15 protein-coding genes and 3 tRNA genes are annotated in these 14,800 nt (G+C 24.1%); 9 read left to right on the top strand and 9 right to left on the bottom strand.

The window, feature by feature from the left end; genetic code table 11:
- Positions 1-128: 128 nt before the first annotated feature.
- From NY022_RS02745 to NY022_RS02710, 8 genes are all read right to left on the bottom strand, one after another.
- Positions 129-959 carry a 4-(cytidine 5'-diphospho)-2-C-methyl-D-erythritol kinase gene (locus tag NY022_RS02745; RefSeq protein WP_267523448.1) on the bottom strand — a complete coding sequence of 277 codons (831 nt, stop codon included), beginning with the start codon at positions 957-959 and terminating at the stop codon, positions 129-131.
- Positions 960-964: 5 nt separating this feature from the next.
- The gene (truB, locus tag NY022_RS02740; protein ID WP_267523474.1) at positions 965-1,765 is read right to left on the bottom strand and encodes a tRNA pseudouridine(55) synthase TruB; all 801 of its coding nucleotides are present in this window, start codon (positions 1,763-1,765) and stop codon (positions 965-967) included.
- Positions 1,762-2,199, bottom strand: a complete 438-nt coding sequence (locus NY022_RS02735) for an META domain-containing protein (protein WP_267523447.1) — start codon at positions 2,197-2,199, stop codon at positions 1,762-1,764. Before NY022_RS02735 ends, truB begins: the two co-directional genes overlap by 4 nt.
- Positions 2,196-2,750 (bottom strand): TlpA disulfide reductase family protein, encoded by a 555-nt coding sequence (locus NY022_RS02730; protein ID WP_267523446.1) that lies wholly within the window; start codon positions 2,748-2,750, stop codon positions 2,196-2,198. The genes NY022_RS02735 and NY022_RS02730 overlap by 4 nt, the downstream gene beginning before the upstream one ends.
- Positions 2,751-2,766: 16 nt before the next feature.
- Positions 2,767-3,600: a hypothetical protein gene (locus NY022_RS02725; protein ID WP_267523445.1), complete on the bottom strand. Its 834-nt coding sequence runs from the start codon at positions 3,598-3,600 to the stop codon at positions 2,767-2,769.
- A gap of 181 nt (positions 3,601-3,781) precedes the next feature.
- On the bottom strand, positions 3,782-4,561 hold the full coding sequence (locus NY022_RS02720; protein WP_267523444.1) for an RsiV family protein: 780 nt from the start codon (positions 4,559-4,561) through the stop codon (positions 3,782-3,784).
- 74 nt (positions 4,562-4,635) lie between these two features.
- Entirely contained in the window at positions 4,636-5,004 is a 369-nt protein-coding gene (locus tag NY022_RS02715) for a DUF4878 domain-containing protein (protein WP_267523443.1), read from the bottom strand.
- A gap of 818 nt (positions 5,005-5,822) precedes the next feature.
- Complete coding sequence (locus tag NY022_RS02710) at positions 5,823-8,198, bottom strand: ribonucleoside-diphosphate reductase subunit alpha (protein WP_214116143.1); 2,376 nt, start codon at positions 8,196-8,198, stop codon at positions 5,823-5,825.
- Between the two features lie 137 nt (positions 8,199-8,335).
- Between NY022_RS02710 and NY022_RS02705 the strand changes: the two genes are divergently transcribed.
- From NY022_RS02705 to NY022_RS02665, 9 genes are all read left to right on the top strand, one after another.
- Positions 8,336-9,217 carry an RluA family pseudouridine synthase gene (locus NY022_RS02705; protein ID WP_214150569.1) on the top strand — a complete coding sequence of 294 codons (882 nt, stop codon included), beginning with the start codon at positions 8,336-8,338 and terminating at the stop codon, positions 9,215-9,217.
- Between the two features lie 338 nt (positions 9,218-9,555).
- Positions 9,556-9,831 (top strand): acyl-CoA thioesterase, encoded by a 276-nt coding sequence (locus tag NY022_RS02700; protein ID WP_267523441.1) that lies wholly within the window; start codon positions 9,556-9,558, stop codon positions 9,829-9,831.
- A gap of 2 nt (positions 9,832-9,833) precedes the next feature.
- Positions 9,834-10,604: a 3'-5' exonuclease gene (locus NY022_RS02695; RefSeq protein WP_267523440.1), complete on the top strand. Its 771-nt coding sequence runs from the start codon at positions 9,834-9,836 to the stop codon at positions 10,602-10,604.
- Between the two features lie 552 nt (positions 10,605-11,156).
- Positions 11,157-11,232, top strand: a tRNA-Lys gene (locus NY022_RS02690).
- Between the two features lie 3 nt (positions 11,233-11,235).
- Positions 11,236-11,311 (top strand) — tRNA-Val (locus tag NY022_RS02685).
- Between the two features lie 17 nt (positions 11,312-11,328).
- A tRNA-Asp gene (locus tag NY022_RS02680) sits at positions 11,329-11,405 on the top strand.
- Between the two features lie 92 nt (positions 11,406-11,497).
- Complete coding sequence (locus tag NY022_RS02675; protein WP_267523439.1) at positions 11,498-12,877, top strand: cation:dicarboxylate symporter family transporter; 1,380 nt, start codon at positions 11,498-11,500, stop codon at positions 12,875-12,877.
- Entirely contained in the window at positions 12,874-13,176 is a 303-nt protein-coding gene (locus NY022_RS02670; RefSeq protein WP_267523438.1) for a thioredoxin family protein, read from the top strand. Before NY022_RS02675 ends, NY022_RS02670 begins: the two co-directional genes overlap by 4 nt.
- The gene (locus NY022_RS02665; protein WP_267523437.1) at positions 13,176-14,003 is read left to right on the top strand and encodes a hypothetical protein; all 828 of its coding nucleotides are present in this window, start codon (positions 13,176-13,178) and stop codon (positions 14,001-14,003) included. The genes NY022_RS02670 and NY022_RS02665 overlap by 1 nt, the downstream gene beginning before the upstream one ends.
- On the opposite strand, the gene ppsR is transcribed toward NY022_RS02665, so the two are convergent.
- Positions 13,971-14,795: a pyruvate, water dikinase regulatory protein gene (ppsR, locus tag NY022_RS02660; RefSeq protein ID WP_267523436.1), complete on the bottom strand. Its 825-nt coding sequence runs from the start codon at positions 14,793-14,795 to the stop codon at positions 13,971-13,973. The genes NY022_RS02665 and ppsR overlap by 33 nt on opposite strands.
- Between the last annotated feature and the right edge of the window lie 5 nt (positions 14,796-14,800).

Genomic DNA, 14,800 nt, shown 5'->3' with positions numbered 1-14,800 from the left:
ATAATATTAAGTAAAATTTATTATCAACGAGTAAAGAGAAATAGTTGCCATATATATGTAATGCTAAATTAATAAACTTATATTCATTTGTAGAAGTGTTTTATATAAAATAAATTACTTTAATATTATTAATGTTTTATTGTAAAAAAACTTCCACCACTACCACTCATAAAAAATCCTAATTTTGCTAATTCTTTTACTTTTTGGTAAATTTTTTCACAAGGTAATAATAAATCATTTAAAAAATAATTAGAATGTTTTAATAATTCTATGGTATTTAAATTTTTTAAATCATCTGATTCATAGTATATAGGATTTTTTGAAAATTCATAAAATACTTTTTGGGTAGAACATGGTTCTGAAAAATATATATTAAAATTACAATCACAATCTTTAAATTCGTTAATTATTTCTCCATAACCACTTACATTAGCTGCTTTACAATCACTTATAAAAAAGCTAACATCGGCACCGGTTTTTTTGGCTATTTCAAATTTATCAAAATTACCTAATTTTAATAATAATTTTATAAAACTAGCAGCATTAGAACTAGCGCCACCAAGACCAGCAAATGTTGGTATATTTTTGTGTAAAATAATGGCGTAATTTGTCAAAAAATCTAATTTGATTTTTTCTGGTATATTATTTAAAACTTTATCAAAAATATTACTTTCTGAATAAAAATTACTTAATAAATTTTCATTTATATAATAATATTTATTCATAATTTTATCTTTTTCAAAATGTTTTATAGGTTTCATTATTTGTTCTGATTTTTTACTAAAGAATGGAATTTCATATAATGATTTTTCTTTATATTTTAATAAATCTTTTTTTGGCAGCATATAAATTTCATCATATAAATTATCAAGTTTTATAAATCTTGAAGATAGCTGGTGATAATTGTTAATTTTTCCGGTAATCTTTAAAAAAATATTAATTTTCGCATACGATTTCATTGTTCTTATTTTTCAATTTTATTTAGTAAATAACTAATATTGTCATTTATTTCTATAATGCTGAAAGTTTCTCCTAAATTGATTTTATATATTCCATATTTTTTATTACTAAAATTTGATATATCTAATTTTTTTCCTAGTAAAATATCTTTTATATCTCCTAAATAATAGTTTTCCGCTAAATTTACACTATCAAAAGCATTGTATTCTTTAAATTTATTAAAATTACCTTCACTAACTCTTTGTAGTGAACTAAGTGTTCCAACTACATTTAAATAATTGCAAATTAATTGTGCATAAGAACGAACATATGTCCCTTTAGAAGCGATTAATTCAAATTTTATAAATGGATGAGAATAATATAGTAATTTTGCTTTTACATTCATAACACATGGATTTAGATTAAAATCTTCGTTATTTCTAGCTAATTCATAGGCTCTTTTTCCATTTATTTTTTTAGCACAAAATTTTGGTGGCGTATAAGTTATACTGCCTTGAAAATGAGAAAAAGCATCTTGTAATTGTTTTAAATTTAATTCTTCTACATTGTGTAAAGATATATTTTCATTATCAAAACTAGGACTATTAGCACCAAGCCATATTGTTGCATTGTATATTTTTGGTTCAAGATTAAAAAATCTAAATAATTTAGTATGTTTTTTACAAGCCATTAATAATGCCCCACTTGCAAATGGATCTAGTGTTCCAGAATATCCTAATTTTAGCTCAAGTTTTCGCCCTAATTTTTGAGCAAAATGATTTGAGCTAATATTAATCGGTTTGTTGGCTAAAAATATCATTATTATTTAAAAAATACTTTAATATTGTTATTTTCTAAACCATCACTAACAATATTTAATGTTGTTAGATTAATAGATATTAAATTTTCAACCTCCATCATATCAGGAAGACACATCATTTTTGTACTTGCTGGATTTTTAAATATTAATTGATTATTGTTTTGTTCTATAGAACCAAAAATTCTATTACATCCAACAAATAGGCCAAAATTATTATTATCAATTATTATAGACCATTCACCTGCAGTATTGTATGTTTTTAAATTTTGTTTATCTAATATTTTAGTAATTTTATATTCATTATTTTTTAAATATCTTTGTTCTTTTTTATCCATTTCTAAAATTCTATCTTTGCTAATAATGTTATCAATATTTACATCGTTTTTATTACAAGCAACAAAACATAAAGCTATCATACTTATAAAAAGACTTTTTTTCATTTATTTTCCTTTGCATTTTTTATACTTTCTTTTAATAAACCTTCGTCAGTTTTTCCTAATATATATAAATTTTCACCTAAATTTTGATATTTGCCATCTTTTATCATAACTTTGAATGGGAGTTGAATTTGTGTGTTGTATTTGATATCGTTAGCTATTGCTTCAACTATTAAATCAGCTCTTTTGTCATTAGTTAAAAAATAATAAGCATTATAATTTTTTGCAAATTCTTTTAATTTTTCATTATCAACTTCTTCAGCATATGAAAGTCCTAATATTATTAAATCATTTAGATTTTTAGACTGAATGTCAAATAACATAGGAGCTTCAGCTCTACAAGGCGGACAAAAAGTTCCGAAAATATCTATAATTAAAATTTTATCACTATCTACTAATGAAAATCCATTTTCAATTCTTTTTATTTTAATCTCTTGATTATCCCAACTTTTTAGTGTGATTATATCGCCAACTTTTATTTCTTTATTTGATTCACTGTTGCACGCAGTAAAAACAAATATAAATAAACTTAAAAATAATAATACTTTTTTCATATTTTTTCCTTAATAATTAAAATTTTCTTAAAAATACACAGTGTACCGGTATATTGTTTTTATTTAATTTGTAGTATTTAAATGCAATTTTATCCCCTATTTTTAAAGGGTTTTGCATATGCTCTATTGTAAATCCAGCACCTATACTAATATCAATTACTTCATTGTTTTCTGGTCGTTCTTCATCACCATCAATAGCTCTTGCTGCATTTGCTTTTTTCCATTTACACTGATAATTGCTTAATTTATTATTTTGTATATTTACCTTAGATATAACACAATTATCTTTATAAAATTTTCTAATTTTTATGATTTTTTCTTCTTTTGGAATATCGTATGTGGTTCCTTTTTTGTGAAGATATACTCCCTCAGAGCCATTAATTGTCGTAGTGTTGAAAAAATCTATAAAGTCTTTTTCATTATCAAATTCGTGTTGTTCTACAAATGTTATATTTTCAGTTGGATGTTTTTTTAGATAATCTCTTAATATTTGTAATCTTTCTTTTAATTCCCCAGTTTTATTTGGTACATCATAGGTGTAGAATTTAGTGCATTTAAATTTATCTAAAATAATATCATTGTATGTATCATAGTAATCAGTTCCGCAAAATAATAAGCCTCTAATTTCAAATGGTGGAAAATTTTTTAGATATTTTTTATCAATGTCATATTTTATTTTGTGATTATTATATAGTTCTTTACCATTCCAAATTGCTGACATTCCATCAATATATTCGCTTACATAATAATCTTTTATGTTTATATTTTTTAATTCTATAAAATCACTATCTTGAAAATTATTTGCAAAAATATTAGTAATAAAAACTATTAAAGATATAAAAAATTTCATTAATACTCCTAAACTAGTGCTAATTATATAAAATATAAAACAATAATTAATTAAATATCAGTGTTTTAGTTTGATTTGTTGGGATTTTTATTTATTTTATATTTTATTATTTATAAACAACACCTAGAAAATTTTATTTAAATAAATTTTTTAGGTGTATTTATTTAGTAAAAAAATAGAATTATTTTATGACTTTATTATTTTTTAATTGATTTTTAAATTCATCAGTTATGAATTGTTTTAACTCTTCGTAGTTGATACGAACTTTTATATATCCACTTGCATATGAAAATAATTCATAAGGACTGTATGAAAAAACTATTCCTAGATTATCAAAATAAAAATTATTTAATTCCAGTGGACTAAAGAATTTGCTGTCTTTTTCAGGATGATTTGTTTTTGATTGATAATTTCTTATTTTTTGTTCTATTAGTTCTTTTAATTTATCTATATTTTTAAATGCATAATCAGAACCTATTGTTTTGCCATTTTTATCTAGAATTGCAAATTTTACAAAATGTAATGGATGAGCACCTTTATTATCTTCAATTAATTGAAAGCGAACGCTTGTTAAATCATTGCTTGCAAAAACAACGTCTTCCATTATTTCTATTGTTCCAAAATGAGTTAAACTTTGAGCAAAAAATTCATTTAGATTAAGCTCTTCTTTATTATTGCCAGATAAGTATCTTATTTTAAAATTACTATCATTAGTTTTTAGACTAATACTGTCATATTTAATACCTAACGCTTTTTTAGCTTCAAAATCAATTTTTTTATCAAAAGTATCATTACAAGAAAAACAAACATCATCTTTAAATATATTCATTCCGCTAATAAATTCAACTTTATCTTTATGGTCGTTAATTGTAAAATATGCAGTTTTATCACTATCTATCATCAAAAATCCAGCCGCATTTAAACTAATAGCCAAAAAACCTGAAAACAACACTTTATTCATTTTATTTCCTTTGTATAATATTTTCTAAATTGTTTCACGTGAAACTTCATCTATTATTTTAAAAAAATTAAAATTTACATTTTTACATACCATTTTTTATCTTTTTTGTATAATCTTACATTTTCATTTGCTTCACTTTTATCTTTAAATGTTATTTTTAATGTAACATTTGCATTTTCATCATTTTCAGTTATATCAATAATAGAAATATTGCTTATACCACCTTTTTTATTTGTGGCTTCAGCTGTCATTAAAACCATCATAGATAATTTACCTTTAGCGGTTTCTTTTTGATTATCTGGGACATCTAAGTACTTCATCATATTTTCAACTTTGCCATTATAAGCACTTTCAATAAAATTTTTAGCTATATCTTTAGGATTATCTCCACCACAAGCTACCAAAAATAATGTAGCACATAACATAAAAAATACTTTTTTCATTTTTTTCCTTTAAATAAATTTGTATATAATATATTAATTTTTTCTTTATAAATATTTAATGGTTGTGAATATTTTTAACGTTGATATTTTTTAATTCATTTTTATTTAATTTTTTTGCTTGTATAAAAATATCTTTATTATTTAATATCTCATATTCCTTTTTTTCACAGATTTCAACAAATGTTATAGACTATTTTACTAACTCTAAATTATCAGAATATATAAAAATTTTATTAGGTAGAACTTTACTTTCATATAAACTTATTAGACATTCTTCAATATTATTATCGTTTCCAAATAAATGTAAATTAAAATTTTTTTCATAAGCTTTTGAGTACTTATAAAAAGAATTTAAACCACCATAAACACTAATTAGATAAAGTATTAGAACAATTGCTCTTTTGTGGCATTTACTATTTTTTGTATCTTATTTAAGTTTTTTACAAATTCTTCTTTATGCGTTATTTTAGTTTTACAAGTTATTGTAAAACTAAATATTTTGTAATCTAATTAATGAGTTAAGTTGAACCTATAGTTTATAAAATTCCAAGTGTATTTAAGGTTATTAATAGTTACAATGTTATCTATTTTAAATTACTAACACTTGCACAATTATAGATAGATTACAATAACTTATGTTCTATAAATCTAAAATATAATAAAAGTAAAGTTTAATTAACATTATAAAAATAACTAAGAAAATAACAAATATAATTAAATCTTGTTAGTTATTTAGAAAAATCTATAAATATCAATATAATATATGAATTGTTTTTAAGATATAATCTTGCTAATTATATCCTAAAATAATTTAATTTTCATTGACAACCTTCGCATTCAATGCTTCTATCGACAGGTTTATTATCTAGATGTTCACTTGCTGGACTTTCACTTCTTAGATAATAACAAGATTTAAGTCCTAGTGAGTGAGCTAATGTATAAATACTATTTAAATACCCACCACTTGCTTTGTCAAGACTAACAAATATATTTAAGCTTTGTCCTTGGTCTATCCATTTTTGGCGAATTGCAGCAGCACGAACTAAATCTCTTTGGTCAAGCTCATAAGCTGTAACATAATATTGCCAGGTATCAAGACTTAGATTTGGTACAACATTAGGTATCATTCCACTTAAGTTTTGTTCAAACCATTTTCTTTTATATACAGGTTCAATTGTTTGAGTAGTTCCAACTAGAATTGATATACTAGAAGTTGGAGCTATTGCCATTAAATAGCCATTTCTCATACCTTGTTTACTAACTTTCTTTCTTAAATCATTCCAATCACAATTTGATTGATTAAATAAATTATCTCCTAGTGTCAGCATTTTTGCATTATCGTTAGCGACATCAATAGGGAAAATTCCCTTACTCCAATTACTTCCTTCATATTCAGGATATACACCTTTTTCAACTGCTAAATCACTACTTGCACTTATAGCTTCGTAAGATATATTTTCCATAATTTTATCAATTAATTCAAAGTGGTCATTAGTCCCAAACATTATTCCTTTTTCTGCTAACATTTGTGCTTCACCCATAACACCTAAACCTATTGCACGAGATTTAAGGTTAGTGTTTTTTACTTTTGCGTGTGGATAAAAATTAAGTTCAATTACATTATCAAGCATTCTAATTGCTATTGGAACTACTCTTTTAATATCTTCTATACTATTAATTTTACTTAAATTTATACTAGCTAGATTACAAACTGCGGTTCTTCCTTCATCATATTCTTTTTCTACTATATAAACTTTTTTACCATTTAAAGTATCAAGGCTACTTAATTTTTTTGCAGTTTTTACTTGTGAATTATCAAGAGTTAAAATATCATTTTCTTCATAAATCTTTATACTACCATCTTCAAAAGTAGCTTTTATTTTATAATGATTTGGGTCTGTATTTTGAAAAATTTCTGTGCATAAATTAGAACTTCTAATAAGACCTGAATGAGAATTTGGATTAGCTTTATTAGCATTATCTTTAAAGCATAAAAACGGCATTCCACTTTCAAAATAATTTGTTAAAATCTTTTTCCAAAGCTCTTTTGCATCCATTACTTCTTTTACTATATTTTCATCTTTTTCAAGTCTTTCATACTCTAATTCAAATTCTTTTCCGTATAAATCACAAAGTTGTGGAGTATCAAATGGGTCAAATAAAGTCCATTTTCCATTTTCAGCAATTCTTTTCATAAATAAATCATTTATCCATAAAGCAGGAAATAATTCGTGAGCTCTTCTTCTTTCTTCTCCGCTATTTTTTCTAAGGTCAATAAAATCGCAAACATCCATATGCCAAGGCTCAATATAAACAGATATTGCACCTTTTCTTGTGCCTAATTGATCAACCGCTACGGCAATGTCATTTGTGATTTTTAAAAATGGAATAATTCCACCAGCTGCATTTTTATGTCCGTCTATACTACCACCCATAGCACGAACCTTACTCCAATCCCAGCCTATTCCACCACCAAATTTAGATAATAAAGCCATTTCTTTATAAGAATCAAAAATACCTTCTATATTATCAGGGGTTGAGCCGATATAACACGAGCTTAATTGGTGTCTTGTTGTTCTTGCGTTACTTAAAGTTGGAGTTGCACACATAACTTCAAACTTGCTTATTAAATCATAAAATTTCTTAGCCCATTCTTGCCTATTTAATTCGTTTTGAGCTAAAAACATAGCTATTGCCATAAACATATGTTGTGGTAATTCAATAGGATTACCTTTGCTATCTTTAATTAAATATCTATCATAAAGGGTTTTAATACCTAAGTAAGTAAATTGTAAATCTCTTTCAGGTTTGATATAAGAATTTAAATCATCTAAGTCATATTTTTCTTTAAGACCTAAAAATAATCTTCCTGCTTTTTCTCCACGCTCAAAATATTCTCTTAAATGCACATATTCTTTTTGTGGATTAACTTTGTGATATAAATCATATAAAAATAATCTCGCAGCTACAAAAGTCCAATTAGGTCTATCTATATCTATTTTATCAACTGCTGTTTTTATTAAAGTATTTTGTATTTCTTCAGAAGTTATCATATCTCTAAATTGTATTTTAGCATCAACTTCTAGTTCACTTTGGCTTACATTATCAAGCCCTTCAGTTGCTAAAGTTGTATATTTTTTAATCTTAGATATGTCTAATTCTTCTACTCTACCTGTTCTTTTTACTACCTTCATGATTGATTATTTTTCCTTTGTGAATTTTAAAAAAGAATGTATTATAATAAGTAGATATATAATAAAGGTTAAAAAGAGTGGGATATTTATATAAAAAATTTTTTACTACAGAAAATAAAAAAGTTTATCAATTAGTTATGCAAAATTTAAACTACGATTTAAAAAAAGCACAAAGATTTTGTGATAAAAATCGTGTTATTATTTTTAAAAATAATGTTAGTAAAAAGCTAGAAAATACTTTAAATATAGAAGAAATAAATTTAACTGATATTGAAATATGTAAAAAGAATTCTATTATTTGTGGAGAATATTATTTACTAATTTATGAATGCGTTAGTAATAATTTAAAACCAATTTTTGAAAATGAATATTTTGCAATTTTTAATAAACCAAGCGGAGTTTTATCACATCCTAATGGAAGAAATTGTGAGTATTCTTTAAATGATGAAATTTGGCAAAAATATGGAGAAAATGCAAGTGTAGCTCATAGACTTGACGCTGCTACAAGTGGTCTTATAATGGTAGCTAAAACAAAAACTGCCAATAAAGAATTAAAAGAGCTTTTTGCAAAACAAAAAATACACAAAGAATATTTAGCATTAGTATGTGGTAATATTAAAAATGATTTTTGTGTTAGTGCAAGACTTAAAAATGATGATGATTTAAAAAATAAAATGCAAGTTTGTGTAGATGGCAAGATTTCACAATCTGAATTTATAGTTATCAAAAATTATCCTAAATATACACTTTTAAAAGCAATTCCACTAACAGGAAGACAACATCAATTAAGGGTGCATTTGCATTATGTAGGAAATAAAATCGCAGGGGATAATTTGTATGGACTTACTAACAAACAAGCAAGAGATATTTTAGATAAGAAGATATCAAATATAAAAGAACTTTGTGGAGCAAGTAGGCTTTGTCTTCATTCTGCAAGATTAAAATTTACTTATAAAAATCAAGATTATGATTTTTTTAATGATGATATAGAAAATGAATTTTTAGGAGCAATTAAATGAATGGATTAGATATATTTCAATATTTATTTATGGGTGTGGTTTGCATTGGTGGAATTATTGGAATGATTTTTATCATAATCAATGAAAAGAAAAAATAATGTTTCACGTGAAACTTAATTTTACTTAATAGAATTAAATTTTTAAAATTAAAATAATTTATAATTATATAATTTTAGTTAGATTTGTTAGAAATTATATAACTAATTTAATGATTAATTATGTTTCATGTGAAACAAACTTAGGAAATTATAATGATAGAAAATAAAGATGCAAAATTAATATTGGTACCTATGCCTTGTGATTTGAATTCACAAGGAAGTGTTTTTGGTGGTTGAATTATGAGTCAAATGGATTTGGCTGGAGCTGTTGCAGCAAAAGAAATTACAAATGACAAATTAGTTACAATATCAGCAAATATTGTATTTAAAGCACCTATTTTTTTAGGTGATTTGGTTAAAATTTTTGCTAATATAAATAAAATTGGAAATACATCTATTGATGTTAATATTGATGTTTTTGTTGAAAGAAAAAGAACAATTAATCTTGTAGCACAAGGACAATTTGTTTATGTTAATATTGATGATAATGGTATAAAAAAGAAATTAAAGGATTAAATATGAAGTATATATTATTTGATACAGAAACTACCGGAAACGGTGAACAAGATAGGATAATACAAGTTGGAGCTTTGGTTTATGATAGTGAAAAATACACTAAAAATATTGAAGAATACTGTGAAAATTTATTTGATAATATTAAAGAAAAAAATGTTTTAGTGTTTGATGAATTATGTAAAAGTGATGTGGAAATTTCTTATGAGGCTATGGAAGTTCACAATATAACACCTGATATGATAAAAAATAAACCTTATTTTTTAGATACTGAATTTGCTAATTTTTTAGAAAAACATAATGTAAATGATAATTATTTAATTGCACATAATATTAAATTTGATTTAGGAATGTTGGAAAAAGAAGGATTTAAAAATAATTATAAACTAATTGATACATATAAATGTGCAAGAGCTATTTTTCCAAACATAACAGCACATAGATTGCAATATTTGAGATATTTTTTAGAACTTTATAAATATGAGAAAGATGAAGCAAATAATATAGGTGTTAGCATAAAAGCACATAATGCAATAGGCGATGTTTTAATTATGAAATTATTACTTGATAAATTATTAGTAAATAATACCTATGATGATTTATGCGAGATTACTAAAAAGCCATTGCTTTTAGATAAATTTCCATTCGGTAAGCATAAAGGTAAAAGTATAGAGGAGGTATGTACAAAAGAGCCACAGTATATATCTTGGTTTCTTAATAATATTTCTGATGAAGATTTGATTTATTCTATAAAATATATACAAAATAATACATAAATTTAATTTTATTTTATATGTAATAACAACTGTAATAATTTAAAATTAGTTAAGTTTAATTTTAAATTATTTTTTATTGTCTAATTATAAAGCAATGTTTAAAATATATAAATTGTAATGATGTGTTATTGAAAGTATTAGGATAAATAAAAAAATAAGATGTAATTAATTTAAAAAATTTTCAACAATATTAAAAGTTATATAAAATATATAAATTATTATATTTGTCATATAAGATAAATTTTTAATAAATAAAAAAGTTATTAAGGTAAATTTAAAAGCTTTAAATTATAGATTGAATTTTTATAATCAATATTTAGCAACACTATAATTGATTTTTAAAATATAAATTTATTTTATGCCATAATTTAATTAATTTAAAAATAAAATTTAAGATATACTAATTTTTATAATTGTTTATAATTTAAATTTTTATATTTTAAATAATTTATATAATTATTGTTTATTTATAAAATAAATACTTCAATAAATATATTTTTCTCTTGACAAGTTATAAATTTTATTGTATTATCACAGCTTTTAAAATAATATGTCTTGTTAGCTCAGCAGGTAGAGCATCTCACTTTTAATGAGGGGGCCGTTGGTTCGAATCCAACACAGGACACCATTTGGTCGCTTAGCTCAGTTGGTAGAGCGCCACCCTTACAAGGTGGATGTCATAAGTTCGAGTCTTATAGCGACCACCATTCCTTTTAATTTGGTTGCGGCGGTAGTTCAGCTGGTTAGAATATCGGCCTGTCACGCCGGAGGTCGCGGGTTCGAGCCCCGTCCGCCGCGCCATTTTTATTCTATTTTTATATTTATTTTAAAATTTCTAAGATTTAATTAAAATAAGATATTATAACTCCTTTATTTTGATTATGGGAAGTTATATGGAAAATTTTTTTATTAATTTTTTTAATTTATCAGAACCCTTGGCTTTAGTATTTATTACTGTTTATTTTTTGCTTTGTTTTTGGCTATACAAATTATCATATACGATTAAATTTTCAAAAAGAATGTTTTTAGCTTTAATATTTGGTGTTTTTTTAGGTTGTATAGCACAATATATAGCAGATTTTCCAGAAAATTATAAATTAGTTTTATGGTTAGAACAAGTTAAAATATGGTATTCGTTCGTAGTTAGTATTTTCATAAGTTTGTTAAAATTAATGATAATACCTATAGTATTTTTTGGAATTTCATCTTCTTTGTTAAAGTTAGATAATGATATTAAAGTTTCATCATTATTAAGCAGGAGTGTTTTTTGGTTACTTTTTACAACTGTTATTGCTAGTATAATAGGACTTAGTTTAGGTATATTATTTGATTTAGGTAGTAATAATATAGTTCAAGTTGATAAGACTTTAAAAGAAAGTAGGGCATTAAGTGAAATTTTGCTAGGTTTAATGCCAAATAATATAATATCGTCAATGTCATCAAATAACATAGTAGGCGTTATTTTAGTAGCTTTTTTATTTTCATTAACGGCTAGAAAAATCAGTAAAAATAATGAATATGCAAATGTTTTTAATACATATAAAAATTTAATTGAATTTATAAATAAGATAATTATGGAAATAGTAAAAGATATAATTAAATTAATGCCATATGCAGTAGTTGCTATGGTATCAAATACATTAATATCAAATGGTTTTGCAGCCATTAAAGAAGCTGGTTTGTTTATATTATTAACATATTTAAGCGGTTTATTAATGATTGTTGTTTTTTCTGTTATTTTATTGTTACATAAACTTTCACCAATTATATTTTATAAAAAAGTTTTTGAAAATTTATTATTAGCTTTTACATCAAGAAGTTCGGCTGGTGTTTTGCCTGTTACTATAAATACACTTCATACTAAATTAGGTGTTAGTGAAAGTAGTTCAAATTTTGTAGCTGGATTAGGTGCTACCATAGGTATGAGTGGATGTGCTGGGTATTATGTGGGTTTAGTAGCAGCATTTATGTTGCAAAGTCTTAATATTAATATAGATTTTTCATATTTTGTTTTAGTAGCTATTATCACTATAATAGGAGCCTTAAGTATAGCTGGAATACCTGGTATTGCTATAGTTGCTGCATCTATTATGATTACAGGGCTTGGTTTAGGTGAAAATTTCTATATTTTAGGTGTAATTTTAGCAATTGACCCTATAATAGATATGATAAGAACTATGAGTAATGTTAATGGTGCTATGATAGCTGCTGTATGTACAGATAGTGAGTTAAAAAATTTAAACAAAGATACATTTATAAAGGAAGTAGAATGAAAAAGATAAATTTTAGTGATTATAATAGTTGTTTAAGTGGGAGTTGTGTTGTTAGTTTTGGTGCTGATTGGTGCAGGGATTGTCGTTTTGCAAAGCCGATTTTAGAAGAACTTTCAAAAAAATATGAAAATATTAATTTTTTTGAAGTTGATGTTGATGAAGATGAAAAAATCCGTGATACAATGGGAATTAGACATATTCCTACGATATTATTTTTAAAAGATGGTGTTGAGGTTTGCGAGCGTTTGGTTGAGCCAAGAAGTGCTAATATTATTGAAGAATGCGTTAAAAAACTTTAATGTTTGAAAATCCATCATTAAATAATATTTTTGATAATTATTATGATGGATTTTATATATTTTCTAATCAAAGCGAAATTGAAATTTTATTAAAAGAATTAGCAAATTATCTTAGTTATAAATATAAAATTTTGTATATATCAAATGATGATACTTTAAATTTAAATGATAATATTTTTTATTGTAATATTTTTAATGAAAAAGCGTTAAAAAATATATATAAAATTAATTTTTTTGATTATATTTTCGTAGAAAACATAAGTTTTTTTAATAATTTTTATAAATTTCCTAAGAATTCAAAAATTATAGCCTGTGGTTTTTTAAGAAGCGATTTAAGATATTTTTTAAATATTAAAACTAGGATTATTAAATTTGGATTTAATGATGATTTTTTGATATTAAAAGCAAAAAATTGTAAATTCAAATATAATTTTAATGTAAAAACTATAAAAACAAATAGATTATTTCGGCAAAATAAAATAGATTTTGATTTAGATAAAGAGATTAATTTTTATTTTTCTTGTTTAGAACAAAATTTTAAATTTATTACAAATAGAAATAGTAGATTTAATGAATTATTAGAGATATTTGATAATGGAAATCTAATTTATAATAATATTAAATTTATAAAAACTAATACTAAAGGGTATTTTTATATAAATGATAAAAAAATCAATCGTTCTTTTATCCCATCAGGTCTTACAATATATAATAAAAACATAAAAATTGTAGAAAATAAAATGATAAAAGAACAAAATATTATTTTAAACTTATTTAAAAAGTTAAAACATATATTAATTGTGTATATCAAGTATATCAAGCAATAAGGTTGTAACTTCTTCAATACTTTTATTAGTAATATTAATATATGGAATTTGATTAATTTTCATTAAAAATTCAGCATCTTTTACTTCATTTTTACAGTTTATCAAACTTGCATATTCTGAATTTGGCATTCGTTCATTTCTAATTTCACTCAAACGATAAGGGTCAATACTAAGTCCAAAAAGTTTATCTTTATGTGGATGCAAAGCACTTGGCAAAGCACAAGCTTTAAAATCATCTGGTGTTAGTGGATAATTTGCAACTTTTATTCCATATTGCATAGCTAAATATAAGCTAGTTGGTGTTTTTGCTGACCTTGATACTCCTATTAAAATAATTTGAGCATGTTCAAGCGCATAGACAAATTGTCCATCGTCGTGTTCAAGAGTGAAATTTATAGCTTCGATTCTATCCTGATAATTTTTACTAGTGGGATTTGCTCTTAATAAATTATCTCTTATTGTCGGTTTAACATTAAGTTTATTTGATATTAAGCTAACGAAAGGTTCTAATAAATCAATAAAAATACAATTAGCCAATTTTATATGAGATGCAACATTATTATGGATTAATGTGCTAAATGCAAGTGGTGGTTCTCCTTCTTTTTTTGATATTTCATTAATTTTTAAAGCTACACTTATTGCTTTTTCTTCAGAATTTATGAATGGTTCTCTAATTTGTTTAAATTCATAGGCTTCGTCAAATTGAACCAATACAGAATGTGCAAATGTTTCAGCTGTAATACCTGTCCCATCACTTATAAAAAATACTGTTTTTTGTTTTTTGCGTTGCATATTAT

This window comes from Campylobacter sp. MG1 (assembly GCF_026616895.1).
GTDB lineage: Bacteria > Campylobacterota > Campylobacteria > Campylobacterales > Campylobacteraceae > Campylobacter_E.
The sequence above is the reverse complement of the archived record's forward strand: the minus strand, read 5'-3'. Positions and strand labels throughout refer to the sequence as shown.